At 69.1% G+C, this 16,918-nt stretch carries 16 protein-coding genes; 8 read left to right on the top strand and 8 right to left on the bottom strand.

What is annotated here, in order from left to right:
• Positions 1 to 230: 230 nt before the first annotated feature.
• The 3 genes from BKE38_RS02865 (at position 231) to BKE38_RS02875 (ending at position 4,483) form a co-directional block, all read left to right on the top strand.
• Positions 231 to 1,019 carry an enoyl-CoA hydratase/isomerase family protein gene (locus BKE38_RS02865; RefSeq protein WP_083747258.1) on the top strand — a complete coding sequence of 263 codons (789 nt, stop codon included), beginning with the start codon at positions 231 to 233 and terminating at the stop codon, positions 1,017 to 1,019.
• 14 nt (positions 1,020 to 1,033) lie between these two features.
• Positions 1,034 to 4,081: a D-2-hydroxyglutarate dehydrogenase YdiJ gene (ydiJ, locus tag BKE38_RS02870; protein WP_076955866.1), complete on the top strand. Its 3,048-nt coding sequence runs from the start codon at positions 1,034 to 1,036 to the stop codon at positions 4,079 to 4,081.
• 105 nt (positions 4,082 to 4,186) lie between these two features.
• On the top strand, positions 4,187 to 4,483 hold the full coding sequence (locus tag BKE38_RS02875; RefSeq protein WP_076955867.1) for an alkylphosphonate utilization protein: 297 nt from the start codon (positions 4,187 to 4,189) through the stop codon (positions 4,481 to 4,483).
• 1 nt (position 4,484) lies between these two features.
• Here the strand turns inward: BKE38_RS02875 and BKE38_RS02880 are convergent, their stop codons facing one another.
• Positions 4,485 to 5,336, bottom strand: a complete 852-nt coding sequence (locus tag BKE38_RS02880; RefSeq protein WP_076955868.1) for a LysR family transcriptional regulator — start codon at positions 5,334 to 5,336, stop codon at positions 4,485 to 4,487.
• Between the two features lie 117 nt (positions 5,337 to 5,453).
• Between BKE38_RS02880 and BKE38_RS02885 the strand changes: the two genes are divergently transcribed.
• The 3 genes from BKE38_RS02885 (at position 5,454) to BKE38_RS02895 (ending at position 8,096) form a co-directional block, all read left to right on the top strand.
• Positions 5,454 to 6,239: an SDR family oxidoreductase gene (locus tag BKE38_RS02885; RefSeq protein ID WP_076955869.1), complete on the top strand. Its 786-nt coding sequence runs from the start codon at positions 5,454 to 5,456 to the stop codon at positions 6,237 to 6,239.
• Between the two features lie 12 nt (positions 6,240 to 6,251).
• Complete coding sequence (locus tag BKE38_RS02890; protein WP_076955870.1) at positions 6,252 to 6,968, top strand: ribonuclease activity regulator RraA; 717 nt, start codon at positions 6,252 to 6,254, stop codon at positions 6,966 to 6,968.
• A gap of 153 nt (positions 6,969 to 7,121) precedes the next feature.
• Positions 7,122 to 8,096 carry a Bug family tripartite tricarboxylate transporter substrate binding protein gene (locus tag BKE38_RS02895; protein WP_083747259.1) on the top strand — a complete coding sequence of 325 codons (975 nt, stop codon included), beginning with the start codon at positions 7,122 to 7,124 and terminating at the stop codon, positions 8,094 to 8,096.
• Between the two features lie 45 nt (positions 8,097 to 8,141).
• On the opposite strand, the gene BKE38_RS02900 is transcribed toward BKE38_RS02895, so the two are convergent.
• The gene (locus tag BKE38_RS02900; protein ID WP_076955871.1) at positions 8,142 to 8,411 is read right to left on the bottom strand and encodes an HU family DNA-binding protein; all 270 of its coding nucleotides are present in this window, start codon (positions 8,409 to 8,411) and stop codon (positions 8,142 to 8,144) included.
• A 200-nt stretch (positions 8,412 to 8,611) separates the two neighbouring features.
• Entirely contained in the window at positions 8,612 to 9,796 is a 1,185-nt protein-coding gene (locus tag BKE38_RS02905; protein WP_076955872.1) for an aminotransferase, read from the bottom strand.
• A gap of 378 nt (positions 9,797 to 10,174) precedes the next feature.
• Here BKE38_RS02905 and BKE38_RS02910 point away from each other — a divergent pair, with 378 nt between their 5' ends.
• Both BKE38_RS02910 and glnA read left to right on the top strand, forming a co-directional pair.
• Complete coding sequence (locus BKE38_RS02910; protein ID WP_007002535.1) at positions 10,175 to 10,513, top strand: P-II family nitrogen regulator; 339 nt, start codon at positions 10,175 to 10,177, stop codon at positions 10,511 to 10,513.
• A 219-nt stretch (positions 10,514 to 10,732) separates the two neighbouring features.
• Positions 10,733 to 12,172, top strand: coding sequence for a type I glutamate--ammonia ligase (gene glnA, locus BKE38_RS02915; RefSeq protein ID WP_076955873.1), 1,440 nt, complete (start codon positions 10,733 to 10,735; stop codon positions 12,170 to 12,172).
• Between the two features lie 353 nt (positions 12,173 to 12,525).
• On the opposite strand, the gene BKE38_RS02920 is transcribed toward glnA, so the two are convergent.
• From BKE38_RS02920 to BKE38_RS02940, 5 genes are all read right to left on the bottom strand, one after another.
• Entirely contained in the window at positions 12,526 to 13,656 is a 1,131-nt protein-coding gene (locus BKE38_RS02920; protein ID WP_076955874.1) for an enolase C-terminal domain-like protein, read from the bottom strand.
• Positions 13,657 to 13,662: 6 nt separating this feature from the next.
• On the bottom strand, positions 13,663 to 14,436 hold the full coding sequence (locus BKE38_RS02925) for an amino acid ABC transporter ATP-binding protein (RefSeq protein ID WP_076955920.1): 774 nt from the start codon (positions 14,434 to 14,436) through the stop codon (positions 13,663 to 13,665).
• An 11-nt stretch (positions 14,437 to 14,447) separates the two neighbouring features.
• Positions 14,448 to 15,110 (bottom strand): amino acid ABC transporter permease, encoded by a 663-nt coding sequence (locus BKE38_RS02930; protein ID WP_076955875.1) that lies wholly within the window; start codon positions 15,108 to 15,110, stop codon positions 14,448 to 14,450.
• A 76-nt stretch (positions 15,111 to 15,186) separates the two neighbouring features.
• Positions 15,187 to 16,029 carry a transporter substrate-binding domain-containing protein gene (locus BKE38_RS02935; protein WP_076955876.1) on the bottom strand — a complete coding sequence of 281 codons (843 nt, stop codon included), beginning with the start codon at positions 16,027 to 16,029 and terminating at the stop codon, positions 15,187 to 15,189.
• Between the two features lie 237 nt (positions 16,030 to 16,266).
• Positions 16,267 to 16,830, bottom strand: a complete 564-nt coding sequence (locus tag BKE38_RS02940) for a transglycosylase SLT domain-containing protein (protein ID WP_242662142.1) — start codon at positions 16,828 to 16,830, stop codon at positions 16,267 to 16,269.
• Positions 16,831 to 16,918: the final 88 nt, after the last annotated feature.

Genomic DNA, 16,918 nt, shown 5'->3' on the forward strand with positions numbered 1-16,918 from the left:
CTATGAGTCCCAGCTTCAGGACGCTTGCGCGCCGCATCATCGGGAACCCTCCACTGGCCCAAGCCGCCTCCCTAACGCCGGCAGGGCCCGTCGGGCAGGGGGGGTGGGTGAAGTTTCCATGACGGTCCCCCCATGTTTACAGGGCCAGGGTGCGATCTTATGACGAAGCTCCCCGTCGAGGCGCCAGAAGGGCCCGGCGGGCCATGCACAAACGGGAGGGCTTGCAGGCGATGGATACGGACAACGACATCCTCTTCGACCGGCTGGACGGCGGGATCAGCCGCGTCACCTTCAACCGGCCGCAGGCGCGCAACGCCTTCACCTTCGCCATGTATGAGCGCCTGGCCGAATTCTGCCAGCAGGTGGCCGAGGACAAGTCGGTCCGCGCCATCATCCTGACCGGCGCCGGAGAAAAAGCCTTTGCCGCGGGCACGGACATCAACCAGTTCCGCGCCTTCAAGTCCCCCGAGGACGCCATCGCCTATGAGGAGCGGGTCGGCCGCGTCATCGCGACGCTGGAATCCTGCCCCAAGCCGACCATCGCCGCCATCGCCGGCGCCTGCACCGGCGGCGGCGGGGCGCTGGCGGCCGCCTGCGACATCCGCATCGGCGCCGCCAATGCCCGCTTCGGCTTCCCCATCGCCAAGACGCTTGGCAACATTCTGTCGATGGGCGCCTTCTCCCGCCTGGTCGCCCTGATCGGGCCGTCGCGCGCCAAGGAGATGATCTTCACCGCCCGCCTGGTCGAGGCCGAGGAAGGCAAGGCCATCGGCCTGCTGCACGAGGTCCTGCCCGAGGGCGCCGACCTGCAGGCCCGCGCGCTGGAGGTGGCCCGCACCGTCGCCGCCAACGCCCCCCTGACCTTGCGCGCCACCAAGGAGGCGATCAGCCGGCTGCGGCCTGCCATCTCCTCGGAGGAAGGCAAGGACCTGATCCTGATGTGCTATATGAGCCAGGATTTCCGCGAGGGCATGGATGCCTTCCTCAACAAGCGCCCCCCCGTCTGGAAGGGCGAGTAAGGCTTAACGACCGCATGATCCCGCGCCTCGCAGACCTGCCCGCCCCGGCCGCGCCCGCCCTGGCCTTCCTGGACGAGCTGCGTCTGCGCGGCTTCGCGGGTGACATTTCCGCCGGCTTCGACGACCGGTTGATGATGGCCACCGACAATTCCATCTACCAGCGCCAGCCGCAGGCGGTGGTCTTCCCGCGCGGGGTCGAGGATCTGCAGCGGATCGCGCGCGTCAGCGCCGATCCGCGCTTCCATGGCGTGGCGGTCGGCCCGCGCGGCGGCGGCACCGGCACCAATGGCCAGTCGCTGACCGACGGCATCGTCGTCGACGTCTCCCGCCACATGAACCGCATCCTCGAGATCAACGCCGAGGAAGGCTGGGTCCGCGTCGAGCCCGGCCTGGTCAAGGATGCGCTGAACGCCGCCATCAAGCCGCTGGGCCTGTTCTTCGCGCCGGAGTGCTCGACCAGCAACCGCGCGACGCTGGGCGGCATGATTTCCACCGATGCCTGCGGCCAGGGCTCTTGTCTGTATGGCAAGACGCGGGACCATGTCTTGGCGTTGTCCGTCGTGCTGATGGACGGGACGCTGTGGGAAAGCCGGCCGCTGACCGATGCGGAGCTGGCCCCCATCGCCCGCCGCCAGGACATGGTCGGCGCCATCCACCGCGTCGCCGACGGCATCTTCCGTGAACACGCCGCCCTGATCGCCGAGCGCTTCCCGCCGCTGAACCGCTGCCTGACCGGCTACGACCTGGCGCATCTGCGCGACGAGCAGGGCCGCTTCAACCTGAACTCTTTGCTCTGCGGCTCGGAAGGCACCCTGGCGATGATCGCCGAGGCGCGCATCCAGGTCCTGCCCATCCCGAAGCGCAGCGCCCTGGTCAACCTGCGCTACGCCAGCTTCGACGCCGCGCTGCGCGACGCCCAGCTGCTGATGGCGCTCGGCGCCGCCTCGGTCGAGACCGTCGATTCCAAGGTGCTGGGCCTGGCCCGCGGCGACATCGTCTGGTCCGGCATCGCCGAGTTCTTCCCCGACGACCCGGAAGGCGCCGCCGCCGGCATCAACCTGATCGAATTCGTCGGCAATTCCGAGGAAGAGGTCCGCCGCACCCTCGACCCGGTCGAGGAAAAGCTGAAGGCCGAGATCGGCACCGCCGGCCGCCGCGGCTACACCGTCGCCTGGGATGCCGCCGGCGAGCGCATCCAGGGCATGCGCAAGCGCGGCGTCGGCCTGCTCGGCAACATGAAGGGCGACAAGCGGCCGATCCCCTTCGTCGAGGACACCGCCGTCCCGCCGGAGAACCTGGCCGACTATATCGCCGAGTTCCGCGCCGCCCTCGACCGCCGCGGCCTGGAATACGGCATGTTCGGCCATGTCGATGCCGGCGTCCTGCACGTCCGCCCGGCCATCGACATGAAGGCCGAAGGCGCCGAGCAGCTGATCCGCGCCGTCTCCGACGAAGTCTTCCACCTGACGCGGAAATACGGCGGCCTGCTCTGGGGCGAGCACGGCAAGGGCGTCCGCTCGGAATACGTGCCCGAGGTCTTCGGCCCGCTCTACCCCTGCCTGCAGGCGGTCAAGGCCGCCTTCGACCCGCGCAACCAGCTCAACCCCGGCAAGATCGCCGCCCCCGATGGCGAGGCGCTGCTGGCCATCGACCGCGTCCCCATGCGCGGCCAGCTGGACCGCACCATCCCGGCCGGGGTGCGCGCCGCCTATGACGAGGCGCTGCACTGCAACGGCAACGGCGCCTGCTTCAACTACGACCTGCAGGACGCCATGTGCCCGTCCTTCAAGGTCACCGGCGACCGCCGCCATTCGCCGAAAGGCCGCGCCAGCCTGTTCCGCGAATGGCTGCGCCAGCTTTCCGCCGCCGGCATCGACCCGACGCAGGAGGCCGCCCGCCTGGACCGCGGCGCCAGCCTGCGCGACTGGCCGGCCCGCCTGCGCGCCACCCTGGCGCTGAAGCGCGGCGAGGAAGACTTCTCGCATCAGGTCAAGGAAGCCATGGATGGCTGCCTGGCCTGCAAGTCCTGCACCGGGCAATGCCCGATCAAGGTCGACGTGCCGAGCTTCCGGGCCAAGTTCCTGGAGCTCTATCACGGCCGCTACCTACGCCCGCTGAAGGACCACCTGCTTGGCCAGATGGAGCGCGCGCTGCCCTTCGCCGCCCGCATGCCCGCCTTGGCCAACTTCGCCCTTGGCAGCCCGCTGGGGAAGGCGATCGGCAAGAAGCTGGGACTGGTGGACGCCCCGCTGCTGACCGGCATCGACCTGCTGCGCCAGGCCGCCCGCCGCGGCGTCCTGCTGGCCTCCCGCGAGGCCCTCGCCGCCATCCCCGCCGCCGAGCGCGAGCGCCACGTCGTCATCGTCCAGGACGCCTTCACCAGCCATTTCGAGACCGGGCTGGTGCTCGACCTGGCCGAGGCCCTGAGCCGCCTGGGCTTCACCCCCTGGCTGGCGCCCTTCCGCCCCAACGGCAAGCCGCTGCATGTCCACGGCTTCCTCGGCGCTTTCCGCCGCCAGGCCGGCGCCAACGCCGCCATGCTGCGCGAGCTGGCGGCCACCGGCATCGGGTTGATCGGCCTCGACCCCTCGATGACGCTGGCCTATCGCAGCAGCGACTATGCCGGCCTCGACGCGCCCGAGGTGCTGCTGCCGCAGGAATGGCTGGCCCGCCGCCTGGCCCTGCTGCCCCAGCTGCCCCCCGGCGAAGGTTTTTCCCTGCTGCCCCACTGCACCGAGCGGACCAACGCCACGGCGTCGCTGAAGGACTGGCAGGCCGTCTTCATGCGCCTGGGCACGCCGCTCACCATCCTGGCCTCCGGCTGCTGCGGCATGGCCGGCACCTACGGCCATGAGGCCGACCACCAGGAAACCTCCGCCCAGCTCTACGCCCTCAGCTGGCAGAAGCACGTGGCCAAGCACGGCGACCGCCTGCTGGCCTCCGGCTATTCCTGCCGCAGCCAGGTGAAGCGGCTGGACAAGCAGCTTCTGCAGCACCCGATCCAGGCGCTGCTGGCGCGCCTCCAGCAGGCGCCGGGCGAACAGCTGCCGAAGGCAGCGTAAGAGCCGGGGGGGAGAATGAATTCTTCCCCCCGGAACCCCCCATCATCTTTTTCTGCAAGGCTGCCGCAGTCTCCCGAATAGGCGGGACGCGGCAGGAAAAACCCAATGAGCGATGAATACATCTACGACGAAGCCACCGGCGAATGGCGCCCCGCCAGCGAGGTCGCCGCCGCGGCCGAAGCCGCGAAGCCTCAGGCCAGGGACGCCTCGGGCAACCTGCTCGCCGACGGCGACGCCGTCACCCTGATCAAGGACCTCAAGGTCAAGGGCACCAGCCAGACCGTGAAGCAGGGCACCGTCATCCGCTCCATCCGCCTGACCGACGACCCGGAGCTGATCGACTGCCGCCACGACACCATCAAGGGCCTGGTCCTGCGCACCGAATTCGTGCGGAAGAAGTAGCTCAGGCCTCCAGGAAGGCCCGCACCAGCCGGGCCCGCGCGCTGCTCCGCTGCCACAGCACGCCGATGCGCCGCGGCGGGCAGGGCCGGGGCAGGGCGATCCGCGCCAGCTTCAGCCCCGCCGGCCAGGGCGGCGCCCAATCCGGCACCAGCGCCACCCCCAGCCCCCGGTCGACCATCACCGCGATCGCATCCAGCGCGTCCAGCTCATAGCGCTCCCGCGGCCGGATCCGCGCCTCGCGCAGATAGCGGTCGGCGATCCGCCCGCCCCATTGGTCGCGGTCGTATCGGATGAAGGGCTGCGTCGCCAGCAGCCCATGCGGCTCGGCGCCCGCCATCGCCTCCGGCGCCAGCAGCACCAGCGGTTCTTCTCGTAAAAGGTGCCAGGCGCAGCTCTTGGGGGGAGAAAAATCGGGCTGCACGATCAGCGCCGCATCCAGCTCCCCCACCAGCACGCGGCGATACAGCTCGGCCGAGATGCCGGGCGAGATATGCGCCTCCATCCCCGGATAGCGTGCCGCCATCCGCGCCAGCAGCCCCGGCAGCAACCCGGTCAGCCCGGTGGCGATGGCGCCCAGCCGCAGCTCGCCCGCCAGCCCCTCGCCGGTGGCGGAATCCCGCAGGTCCCGCACCTCGCGCAGCAGCGCGCGCGACCGATCGAGGATCGCGAGGCCAGCCTCAGAGGGTGCGACCGCCCGCCCGGCGCGCAGCAGCAGCCGCGCCCCCAGCTCCTCCTCCAGCGCGCGGATCCGCTGGGCCAGGGCGGCGGGGGTGAGGTTGAGGCGGCGGGCGGCGGCGGCGATCGAGCCCTCCTCGACCACGGTGACGAAGCTGTCCAGGAATCGCGTGTCCATCGTAAAGGAAAACTATCTTCCGAAAGCAGGAAAGGAAGGGTTTTCTGATGGGGACGCAGCCCGCACACTGCGCCCCATCGCGGCCATCGGCCGCCTCAGGACGGACAGGGCAGAAACATGGATCTCGGATTGAAGGGGAAGGTCGCCCTGGTGCTGGGCGCCGGCGGCGGCCTGGGCAGCGCCATCGCGGCCAGCCTGGCGGCCGAAGGCGCCAGGCTGGCGCTCGCCGATGTCAGCGCCGACAGCCTGGCCCGCACCGAAGCCGCGGCGAAGGCCGCCGGCGCCGAGGCCATCAGCCTGGTCTGGGACCTGGCCGACCTCGCCGGCGTCGAGACCAGCGTCGCCCGCATCGAGGCCGAGCTCGGCCCGGTCGCCATCCTGGTCAACAACACCGGCGGCCCGCCGCCGACCCCGGTCTCCGGCCAGGACCCGGCCGTCTGGGCCAAGCACTTCAACGCCATGGTGCTGTCGGTCATCGCCCTGACCGACCGCGTCCTGCCGGGCATGAAGCAGGCCGGCTGGGGTCGGATCATCACCAGCACCTCCTCCGGCGTGGTGGCGCCGATCCCCAATCTCGGCCTGTCCAACGCGCTGCGCTCGACCCTGCTCGGCTGGTCGAAGACCCTGGCGCGCGAGGTCGGCGGCCACGGCATCACCGCCAACATCATCCTGCCCGGCCGCGTCGCCACCGACCGCATCAAGTTCCTCGACGAGCAGAAGGCCAAGCGCGAAGGCCGCCCCGTCGAGCAGGTCTCGGCCGAGAGCACCGCCACCATCCCCGCCGGCCGCTACGGCCGCCCCGAGGAATACGGCGACACCGTCGCCTTCCTGGCCTCGACCCGCGCCTCCTACATCAACGGCTCGGTCATCCGCGTGGATGGCGGGCTGATCGCCAGCATCTAAGGGTTAAAAAGCATGTCCGTCGAAGTCGCTCCGCTCGACCAGAAGATCATCGACACCCTTTCCGGCATCTCCACCGCCACCCTGACCACGGTGCTGCTGAAGAAGGGCCTGCGCAACGTCTGGATGCGCGGGACGAAGCCGCTGAAGCCGGGCCAGCCGCGCCTGGTCGGCCGCGCCTTCACCCTGCGCTTCGTCCCCGCCCGCGAGGACCTGGCGACGCCCGCCAGCTGGTCCAACCCGATCTCCACCCGCAGCGCCATCGAGGCGATGCCGGAGGGCGTCATCGTCGTCGCCGACGCCATGGGCAGCACCGATGCCGGCATCTTCGGCGACATCCTCTGCGCCCGCATGGCGAAGAAGAACGTCGCTGGCCTGGTCACCGACGGCGTGGTGCGCGATGGCGCCGGCGTCATCGGCACCGGCCTGCCGGTCTGGTGCCAGGGCAATGCCGCGCCGCCGTCGGTGGCCGCGCTGACCTTCATCAACTGGCAGGAGCCGGTCGGCTGCGGCGGCGTCGCCGTCTTCCCGAACGACGTCGTGGTGGTCGATGACGACGGCGCCGTGCTGATCCCGCAGGCGATCCTGGAGGAGATCACGGCGCTGGCCGCCGAGCAGGAAGCCCAGGAAAGCTGGATCATGGGCGAAGTCGAAAAGGGTGCGTCGCTGCCCGGCCTGTATCCGCCCAACGCGGAGAACAAGGCCCGCTACGAGGCTTCTCGTAAGAAGTAATGTCTGTCCGCTCCGCCCGGCGCTGCCGGGCGGAGCGGCGCGAATGGGGCAGGGGGCCATTTCCCCTGCGCTGAAAGAACACCTGGAAGCAGGCACGGCTCCCGCCGATGAGGGGCTGGCCCGCTGCCGGGACCGGGAAAAGGAAAACCGTTCATGACTGTCACCCGCCGCAGCCTGGCTGCGCTGGGCGCCGCGAGCCTGCTCGCGCCGCGCATCGCCTCCGCCGCCGCCTGGCCGGCCGAGCGCCCCATCGTCTGCTACGTGCCCTTCCCGCCGGGCGGTGGCGTCGACCAGATGGCGCGCGTCTTCCTGCCGCATGTGCAGCGGCATCTGCCCGGCGCCACCTTCATCGTCGAGAACCGTCCCGGCGCCGGCAGCCAGATCGGCATGGAGGCGACCTTCAACGCCAAGCCGGACGGCTATGTCATCGGCGCGGTCACCTCGCCGGCGATGATGACCATTCCCTATGAGCGCCAGGTGCGCTACCGCGTCGCCGACTTCTCCTACCTCGCCAATGTCGTCGACGATCCGGGCGGGCTCTGGGTCAAGGCGGACTCGCCGATCAAGGACCTGAACGACCTGATCGCGCGCGCCAAGAAGGACCGCGGCGCGCTCAGCTTCGGCACCACCGGCATCGGCTCCGACGACCATCTGGTGATGCTGGAGCTGGAGCAGGCGCTGCCCGGCGTCGAGTTCAGCCACGTGCCCTTCAATGGCGCCGCCCCGCTGCAGACGGCTGTGCTGGGCGGCCATATCGATGTCGGCTGCTTCAATGTCAGCGAGGGCAATCCGGGCTTCCGCGACGGCCGCTTCCGCTGCCTGGCCCAGGCCGGCGCGGCACGCGACCCGGCGCTGCCGGAGATCGCGACCCTGACCGAGCAGGGGGTGAAGGTGGTGGCCGGCGCCCAGCGCGGGTTGGTGGCGCCCCCGGGCCTGCCGCCCGAGGTTTCGTCTCGCCTGGCCGACGCCTGCGGCAAGGCGCTGGCCGATCCGGCGTTCCTGGCCGATGCGCAGCGCCTGGCGCTGCCGGTCAAGGGCGCGGTGGGCGAGGATTATCGTCGGCAGGTGCTGAGCCTGGCCAACCGGCTGCAGGAGATGTGGTCCCGCAAGCCCTGGAAGGATCAGTAACCTTCCGGGATGGGGCAGCGGCGACGCCGCTGCCCCATGCGGGTCTCAGACGGCCTTGCGCAGGTTCGGCGAGGCCTTGAAGCGCACCGTCTTGCCGGCCTTGATCTTCACCGCCTCGCCGGTGCGCGGATTCATGCCCTTGCGCGCCTTGGTCTTGCGCACCGTGAAGGTGCCGAAGCTCGGCAGGGTGAAGCCGCCCGACTTCTTCATTTCCTTGACGATGGCAGCGATCAGGTCGCCGGCCGCGCGGTTGGCGGCAACGCCCGTGCAGCCCGTGGAATCCTGCAGGACCTGGGAGATGAAGGCTTTGGACATGCTGGTTGTGACTTTCGTTCTGTCTGGCGTGTGTCTGGCGAGTTGATTGATGTTTTTTTGTCGGAAGACGGCAAGTAACGGTTGCGGTGCTTAGCAACCCTTTGCGCGCATTTCTAGGACCAGACTGCAACTTCGGCGAGGCGGAAGCCGAAGTTTACGCGGCAGGCCGGCGACCAGAGGCCGCCGGCCCGGACAGAAAGTCAGATCGCCTGGGCCAGCGGGCTGGCTGCCTTCCAGGCCCGCATCCGCTGCAGCGCCTCCTCCAGCACCGCCTCCCGCTTGCAGAAGGCGAAGCGGACGAAGTGCTTCGGCGCGTCGGCCCCGGCATAGAAGGCGGAGACCGGGATGGCGGTGACCTTGGCGGTCTCCGTCAGGTGGCGGCAGAAGGCGATGTCGTCGCCGGCGAAGCCCAGCGGCGTGAAGTCGCAGGTGATGAAGTAGCTGCCCTGGGTCGGCAGCACGCCGAAGCCGAGCTCGACCAGCCCGGCCGCCAGCAGGTCGCGCCGCGCCTGCAGCTCGGTCGACAGGCTTTCGAAGTAGGCATCGTCCTTGGCCAGGCCCACCGCCACCGCGCGCTGCAGGTTCGGCGCGGTGGTGAAGGTCAGCATCTGGTGCGCCTTGGCGACATTGGCCGCCAGGCTGCGGTCGGCGGTGATGTAGCCGACCTTCCAGCCGGTCAGGCTGAAGGTCTTGCCGGCCGAGCCGATGCGCATGCAGCGCTCCCGCATGCCCGGCAGCGTCATCAGCGGGATGTGCTTCCAGCCATCGAAGGTCAGGTGCTCATAGACCTCGTCGCAGACGGCATAGGCGTCGTGCCGCTGGCAGAGCTCGGCGACATAGGCCAGCTCGGCGGCGGTGAAGACCTTGCCGGCCGGGTTCATCGGCGAGTTCAGCAGGATGGCCTTGGTCTTCGGCCCGAAGGCGGCGGCGAGCTCCGCCCGCGGCAGCTCCCATTTCGGCGGGCTGAGGCGCACCACCCGCGGCACCGCGCCCAGCAGCTTCACCACCGGCAGGTAGGTGTCGTAGAGCGGCTCGAGCAGCACCACCTCGTCGCCCGGGTTGATCACCGCCATCAGCGAGGCGGCCAGCGCCTCGGTCGCGCCGGAGGTCACCACCACCTCCGCGTTGGGGTCGATCTCCAGCCCGTAGAAGCGCCGATTCGCCGCCGCCACCGCCTGGCGCAGCTCGGGCAGGCCGGTCAGTGGCGGATACTGGTTGCGGTTGTCGAGCAGCGCCTCGGCGGCGGCGCGCACCACATCCTCGGGCCCCTCGTAGTCGGGGAAGCCCTGGCCGAGATTGATCGCGCCGTGCTGCACGGCCAGCGCCGACATCACGGTGAAGACGGTGGTCCCGGTGGCGGAGAGCAGGTCGTTCTGCGGCTTCATGGGCGGATGTCTGTCCAGCACGGCCCCGACGCGGGGAGCGCAGGGGAACAAGGCGGCCCGCTGCTTCAGGGGCACCGCCCCCCGCCCCGGCCCCGGGCGCGGGAGGATAATGCTGGCGCGGCGCAGGGGACGCAACCTTGCTGCGTGCATGCCTGCCACTTCTGCAGGCAGCCTGCCTCAACTCCGGGCGAAGCAGGGCCTGGAGGGGCTTGCAGGGGGTGGAAAAAGCCGCTGCCCGGCATTGCCGGGCAAGGCCATGGCATGCAACACACCACTCAAGCCGCGCCGGGCCGGACACCAGCCTCCGGACAGCGCGGAAGACCCGGGAGGAAGGAAGGACGGTGCCAGCCTTTCCGGGCTGTGCCGTGGACGGAGCCGATGAAAAAGATCGAGGCGATCATCAAGCCCTTCAAGCTCGACGAGGTGAAGGACGCGCTGCACGAGATCGGGCTGCAGGGCCTGACCGTGGTGGAGGCGAAGGGGTTCGGCCGCCAGAAGGGGCATACCGAGCTGTATCGCGGCGCCGAATACGTCGTCGACTTCCTGCCGAAGGTGAAGATCGAGGTGGTCTGCTCCGACGACCTGGCCGAGCGCGCCATCGAGGCCATCCAGGCCGCGGCCCGCACCGGCCGCATCGGCGACGGCAAGATTTTCGTCTCCGACGTGCAGGAAGTCATCCGCATCCGCACCGGCGAGCGCGGCGAGGACGCGGTCTGACCGCGCGCGCGCCAGGCGGCGGCCGCCCTGGGCTCGGGGGAGCCTGAGGCGCGGCCATCGCGGCGCGACAGCTTTCCGGCCGCCCCGGCGCCCCGCGCCAGGCCGGCCGGCCAGTGTCGAGGCAGGACAGCGCCGATCGCGGCCGCTGCTGCCCCGCGGCCGGGAACACCCCGCGCCGCGTGACTACCGAGAGTGTCTTAGGGAACAGGACCACACACGATGGCGAAGAAGCCCGCAGCTGCCGTAGCGCCCAGCGCTGTCTCCAAGGTCATGGACATGATCAAGGAGAACAGCGTCGAGTACGTGGACTTCCGGTTCACGGACCCGAAGGGCAAGTGGCATCACACCGCCCAGCACGTCTCCACCATGGAAGAGGAGATGTTCACGGACGGGATCATGTTCGACGGCTCCTCGATCGCCGGCTGGAAGGCGATCAACGAGTCTGACATGATCCTGATGCCGGACGCCGCCTCGGCCTGCATGGATCCGTTCTCGGCCAAGCCGCAGCTGATCCTGTTCTGCGACATCATCGAGCCCTCGACCGGCCAGTCCTATTCGCGTGACCCGCGCTCGACGGCGAAGAAGGCCGAGGCCTACCTGGCCTCGACCGGCATCGGCGACACGGCCTTCTTCGGCCCGGAAGCCGAGTTCTTCATCTTCGACAACGTCAAGTTCGGCACCGGCGGCAACTTCGGCCACTACTCCCTCGACAGCATCGAGGGCCCGGGTGCCAGCATGAAGGACTACCCGGAAGGCAACATGGGCCATCGCCCGGTGGTCAAGGGTGGCTACTTCCCGGTGAACCCGGTCGACAGCGAGGTCGACCTGCGCGCCGAGATGCTGTCGACCATGATCGAGATGGGCGTCGCCGGCGAGAAGCACCACCACGAGGTGGCGCAGTCGCAGCATGAGCTGGGCACCAAGTTCGGCCCGCTGGTGCAGCAGGCCGATCACATGCAGATCTACAAGTATGTGATCCACAACGTCGCCCACAGCTACGGCAAGTCGGCCACCTTCATGCCGAAGCCGATCTACGGCGACAACGGCTCGGGCATGCATGTGCACCAGTCGATCTGGAAGGCCGGCAAGCCGATCTTCGCGGGCAATGGCTATGCCGACCTGTCCGACTACGCGCTGTGGTACATCGGCGGCATCATCAAGCATGCCAAGGCGCTGAACGCCTTCACCAACCCGTCGACCAACTCCTACAAGCGCCTGATCCCGGGCTTCGAGGCCCCCGTGCTGCTGGCCTACTCGGCCCGCAACCGCTCGGCCTCCTGCCGCATCCCCTATGCGACCAACCCGAAGGCCAAGCGCGTCGAGGTCCGCTTCCCGGATCCGACCGCCAACCCCTACCTGGCCTTCGCCGCCATGCTGATGGCCGGCCTCGACGGCATCAAGAACAAGATCCATCCGGGCGACGCCATGGACAAGGATCTGTACGACCTGCCGCCGGAAGAGCTGAAGGGCATCCCGACGGTCTGCGGCTCGCTGCGCGAAGCCCTCGAGGCGCTGGCCGCCGACCACGAGTTCCTGCTGGCCGGCGACGTCTTCTCGAAGGACCAGATCGAGAGCTACATCGATCTGAAGTGGCAGGATGTGTACAAGTTCGAGCACACCCCGCACCCGGTCGAGTTCGAGATGTACTACTCGGTCTGATCGTTCCACGATCAGCGCCGGAAGCCGGGGGAGAGCAATCTCCCCCGGTTTTTTGTGCCTTGATGGCGGGAAGAGAAGGCAGGGCAGGTCGGGGGAATGAATTCCCCCGAACCCCCATCTTCTTTCTGATGACCGGCCTTGGCCGGACTTGCGCTTCAACGGCACTCACATCAGGGCGTCATGGCGGGACGCCGCGTGCATAAAAAAACAGCACGACCGCAAAGGTCGTGCTGTGAACCGGCCGTTTCACGTCCCGTTGCCACGTGGACATGGCAATCTGACAGAAAGAAGAAGGGGTCCAGGGGAATTCATTCCCCTGGCCTGCCCCTGTCTTCTCTTTCCCTGTCTAACCTCTACGCCTCCGCCAGATGCTTCGCCCCATGCTTCAGGGAGTAATCGCTGATGCGGATGCCGAGCCCCGGCATGTCCGGCACCACCACTTCGCCGTTGGCCTGCGGGATGCGCTCCTCGAGGACGTCCTCGGTCAGCACGTGGTGCGGCATGTAGAACTCGCAGCCCAGCGAGATGCCGGGCGTCGCCGCGATCAGCTGGGTGCCGGCGGCGAGCGCGATGCCGCCTTCCCACAGCGTGCCGCCATAGCCGGGCAGGCCGGCCGTGTCGGCGATGGCCATCAGCGCCTGCGCCTTCAGCATCCCGCCCACCTTCATCAGCTTCACGCTGATGGCGTCGGCGGCCTGGCGGCGGATGATCTCCATCAGGTCGGTGGCGTCGAAGCAGCTTTCATCGGCCAGCACCGGCGTGTCGAGGGCCGCGCTGAAGCCGGCCATGGCGTCGAGGTGACGGCGCGGCACCGGCTGCTCGATGAAGGTCGGGCGGAAGCGGTCGACGTCGCGCAGCACGGTCATGGCGCGGAACGGCTCCAGCGCCTGGTTGTAGTCGAGGCGCAGGTCGATGCGGTCGCCGAAGGCGTCGCGCATCGCTTCCAGATGCGCCATGTCCTCGGCATGCGGCTTCACGCCGGTCTTCACCTTGAACAGGCGGTGGCCCTCGGCGACCATCGCGTGCATCCGCGCCAGGTCGGCGTCGAAATCGGGATCGGCGATGGAGAAGGAGAGGGGGATGGTGTCGCGCACGCGGCCGCCCAGAAGCTCCGACACGCCGAGCCCGGTCTGCCAGCCGAGGATGTCCAGCATCGCCATCTCGACGGCGACCTTGGCTTCCGGATGGCCGGTCAGGGCGCGGTCCATCTTCGCCATCAGGCTGCGCAGCCGGCGCACCGGCGCGCCCATGACGATCGGGCGCAGATAGAGGTCGAGGCCCAGGAAGGCGGCTTCCGGCGTCCCGGTGAAGACCTCCCACGGCGCAGCCTCGCCCCAGCCGACGGTGCCGTCGCTGGCGGTCAGCTGCAGCAGCACGCGACGCACGCTGCCCTTGACCGAGCCAACGCCCTGGGCGCGGGCCATCTTGATCGGGCTTTCGACCAGGAAGACACGCATGCGCTCGATGGTGGGACCGGCATTCATGGGCGATCAGGCCTCGCGCTGGCGGTGGAAATGGGAGAGGAAGGCCTGCGTCGCGGCCTCCCGCGGGGAGTCGATCACCTGGCGGGCGGGGCCGTCCTCCAGGATGACGCCGTCGCGCAGGAAGACGACGCGGTCGGCGACCTCGCGGGCGAAGGCGATCTCGTGGGTGACAATGACCATGGTCATGCCCTCGGCCGCCAGCGCCTGCATGACGCCCAGCACCTCGCCGACCAGCTCGGGGTCGAGGGCGCTGGTCGCCTCGTCGAACAGCATCACCGCCGGTTCCATCGCCAGCGCACGCGCGATGGCGACGCGCTGCTTCTGGCCGCCGGACAGGCGCGACGGATACTGCTCGGCCTTGTCGGACAGGCCGACCTTGGCCAGCAGGCTGCGCGCCAGGGTCTCGGCCGCCGGGCGGGCCATGCGGCGGACGGTCAGCGGGCCTTCCATGACATTGGCCAGGACGGTCATGTGCGGGAACAGGTTGAACTGCTGGAAGACCATGCCGGTGGCGGCACGGAACTTTGCGAGCGCCTGGGTGCCCGGCAGCCTGGCGCTGCTGCCGAAGGCGAAGCTGAGCTCGCCGACCCGCACGCGGCCGCCATCGGGCACCACCAGCAGGTTCAGGCAGCGCAGCAGCGTCGACTTGCCGGAGCCCGAGGGGCCGATCAGCGCCACCACCTCGCCGCGCGCGACCTTCAGGTCGACGCTGCGCAGCACGGTGTTCTCGCCGAAGGTCTTGCTGAGGGCTGCGACCTCGATCATGGGCTGTTCGCTCATCGCCATTCCCCTCAGTCGGCCCGCGCCAGGCGGCGCTCCAGACGGTTGACCAGCAGCGTCAGCGGGAACAGCACGACGAAGTAGATCACGGCGACCACGGTGTAGATCTCGAGCGGGCGGTAGCTGTCATGCGCCGCCGCCTGGCCCTGGTAGAGCAGGTCGGGCACGGCGAGCACCGAGACCAGCGAGGTGTTCTTCAGCTGGATGATCGACTGGTTCATCAGCGGCGGCACCATGCGCTTCAGCGCCTGGGGCAGCACGATGCGCCGCATCGACTGGGCCGGCGTCATGCCCAGCGCCAGCGCCGCCTCGCTCTGGCCGGTCTCGATCGAGGCGATGCCGCCGCGCACGATCTCCGAATAGAAGGCGCCGCCGTAGAGCGAGAGCGCCAGGATGCCGGCGGTCGTCGCCGTCATCTCGATGCCCGCCAGCATCGGCAGGGCGTAGTAGAACCAGACCAGCTGCACCAGCACGGGCGTGCAGCGGAACACCTCGACATAGCCCTGGGACAGCCAGCGGAGCGGCGCGAAGGAAGAAAGCCGCGCCAGGCCCGAGACCAGCCCCGCCAGCAGCCCGAGCACCACGATCGCCAAGGTGAAGGCCAGCGTCACGCCGAGCCCGTTCACGAAGAGCCAGCGGTAGCTCCAGACGACGGCGAAATCCCATTGGTACATACGTCGATCCCGTAAAGGCGCGCCGCCGGGACGGAGGTCCCCGGCGGCGCGTGGCAGTCAGTCCGTCAGGCGAAGGTCAGAGCGTCACGCCGGGCGGGAAATCGGCCTCGGAGATGCCGACCAGCTCCATGTTGGTGACGATGGCGCTGCGCACCGCGCCCAGGCCCTTGTTGAACTCGATCCAGGTGTTGACGTAGTCGCGCCAGGTCTTGTCGGCCTCGCGGCGGAAGCCGGCATTCGACGTCGTGGCGAAGATCGGCGTCGGCACGGCGACGCCGCCCAGCGACGGGATCTTCTTCGCCGCCGCCATGGCGAGGATCAGCACCAGGCACTGCGCGTCGGCGCGGCCGGACTGCACCGCCATGGTGGCCTCGTCGGCGCTCTTGAAGCGGGAGACAGTGGCCTTGGGCAGCAGCCGCGTCACCACCTGGTCCTGCGAGGAGCCGGTGTCGACGGCGATCTTCACCTCGGGCCTGTTCAGCTCGTCCCAGGTCTTGGGCTGGAAGCCGCGCTTGACCAGGAAGGAGAAGGCGTTGCTGAAGCAGGGGACGGAGAAGTCCACCACCAGCGCCCGCTTCGGCGTCGGGTTCAGGCCGAAGAAGATGTCGATCTTGTTCGACTGCAGGTCGAGGACCGCGTTGCCCCAGGTGGTCTCGGTCAGCTCGAGCTCGCACTCCAGCTCCTCGGCCAGCATCTTCAGCAGGTCGATGTAGAAGCCGCGCCACTGACCGCTGGCCAAGTCCTTGTGGTAGTAAGGGGCGCCGCCCGGCACCGCGGCGCTGCGCAGCTTCTTGGTGCGGCGGATGCGCTCGAAGGTCGATTCGCCCGGCGCGCCCTGCGCCACGGCGGGCGCCGCGGAAGCCGCGGCCATCGCCACGGCCAGGCCGGCCGCGCTGCCCATCATGCGACGTGAAACCATGGTCAGTCTCCATGTTGCGGCAGCCCGGCCCGGATTCCCGGTGCGCGAGCCTGCCGATTGCCCAAAAGCATCCCCGTGGCGGCGGCTTTGCCAACACTCTTAGCGGGATGATGCAGTGGTGGGGAGGGAGACTGAGAGGCTTAAGAAAAAGAAAGGCTGGAGAAAAAGAAAGGCCGGGGGAAGGAATTCCCCCGGACCCCCATCTTTTTTCTGTCAGTCGGCGTCCGCGAAAAACGCCTAGTTGGCTTCGGCCAGCTCCAGCAGCGCGCGGCCATCGCGGCGCGCGCGCGCCACCTGGGTGCGGCCGCAATCGGGCGAGCCCAGCACGTCGGAGGCAGGGTTGACCACCTGCAGCTTGGCATCGACCCGGCAGACCAGCTTCATCGAGGCCGCCCCGCCACCATTCCAGCGCCGCAGCGCGTCGGTCCAGTTGCCGGTGGTCTCGTAATGCATCCGCAGGTACCGCGCGGCCCAATCGGCCGAACGCTCCGGATCCAGCGGCCAGTCGCTGCCGTTGCGGGCATGCACCCGGGCATTGACCTGGACGCAGCCCGCCATCACCGAGGCCCGCGCCGGCGCGCGCACCAGCAGGGCCCGCGCTTCCGACCGGCTGTCGGGATAATAGGCCCGGCCACCGATGCTCAGCGCATGCGCGTGAAGGCCGGATTCCGCCAGAGCGACGGAGACCAGCAGCCCCTCGGGCAGGTCGTATTTCACTTCAGCCGCACGCACCGCCTCGAGGCATGCATTGCGGGGACCGGCCTCGGCCGGCTTGCTGAAAGCGACGGGAGCAGCGAGCAAGGCGGCTCCCAGAAAGAACATCCCCAACCACCTTCTTGGTGGTGCCTTGCGGGGTCGCGTGGTGCCTCTCTGGCGAGGCGTGAAGGCG

This window comes from Teichococcus deserti (assembly GCF_001982615.1).
GTDB lineage: Bacteria > Pseudomonadota > Alphaproteobacteria > Acetobacterales > Acetobacteraceae > Pseudoroseomonas > Pseudoroseomonas deserti.

What these genes read in the sequence shown, in the direction of transcription:
- BKE38_RS02865 (WP_083747258.1), top strand. Translation starts at nt 231, where the DNA reads ATGGATACGGACAACGACATCCTCTTCGACCGGCTGGACGGCGGGATC.
- ydiJ (WP_076955866.1), top strand. Translation starts at nt 1,034, where the DNA reads ATGATCCCGCGCCTCGCAGACCTGCCCGCCCCGGCCGCGCCCGCCCTG.
- BKE38_RS02875 (WP_076955867.1), top strand. Translation starts at nt 4,187, where the DNA reads ATGAGCGATGAATACATCTACGACGAAGCCACCGGCGAATGGCGCCCC.
- BKE38_RS02880 (WP_076955868.1), bottom strand. Translation starts at nt 5,336, where the DNA reads ATGGACACGCGATTCCTGGACAGCTTCGTCACCGTGGTCGAGGAGGGC.
- BKE38_RS02885 (WP_076955869.1), top strand. Translation starts at nt 5,454, where the DNA reads ATGGATCTCGGATTGAAGGGGAAGGTCGCCCTGGTGCTGGGCGCCGGC.
- BKE38_RS02890 (WP_076955870.1), top strand. Translation starts at nt 6,252, where the DNA reads ATGTCCGTCGAAGTCGCTCCGCTCGACCAGAAGATCATCGACACCCTT.
- BKE38_RS02895 (WP_083747259.1), top strand. Translation starts at nt 7,122, where the DNA reads ATGACTGTCACCCGCCGCAGCCTGGCTGCGCTGGGCGCCGCGAGCCTG.
- BKE38_RS02900 (WP_076955871.1), bottom strand. Translation starts at nt 8,411, where the DNA reads ATGTCCAAAGCCTTCATCTCCCAGGTCCTGCAGGATTCCACGGGCTGC.
- BKE38_RS02905 (WP_076955872.1), bottom strand. Translation starts at nt 9,796, where the DNA reads ATGAAGCCGCAGAACGACCTGCTCTCCGCCACCGGGACCACCGTCTTC.
- BKE38_RS02910 (WP_007002535.1), top strand. Translation starts at nt 10,175, where the DNA reads ATGAAAAAGATCGAGGCGATCATCAAGCCCTTCAAGCTCGACGAGGTG.
- glnA (WP_076955873.1), top strand. Translation starts at nt 10,733, where the DNA reads ATGGCGAAGAAGCCCGCAGCTGCCGTAGCGCCCAGCGCTGTCTCCAAG.
- BKE38_RS02920 (WP_076955874.1), bottom strand. Translation starts at nt 13,656, where the DNA reads ATGAATGCCGGTCCCACCATCGAGCGCATGCGTGTCTTCCTGGTCGAA.
- BKE38_RS02925 (WP_076955920.1), bottom strand. Translation starts at nt 14,436, where the DNA reads ATGAGCGAACAGCCCATGATCGAGGTCGCAGCCCTCAGCAAGACCTTC.
- BKE38_RS02930 (WP_076955875.1), bottom strand. Translation starts at nt 15,110, where the DNA reads ATGTACCAATGGGATTTCGCCGTCGTCTGGAGCTACCGCTGGCTCTTC.
- BKE38_RS02935 (WP_076955876.1), bottom strand. Translation starts at nt 16,029, where the DNA reads ATGGTTTCACGTCGCATGATGGGCAGCGCGGCCGGCCTGGCCGTGGCG.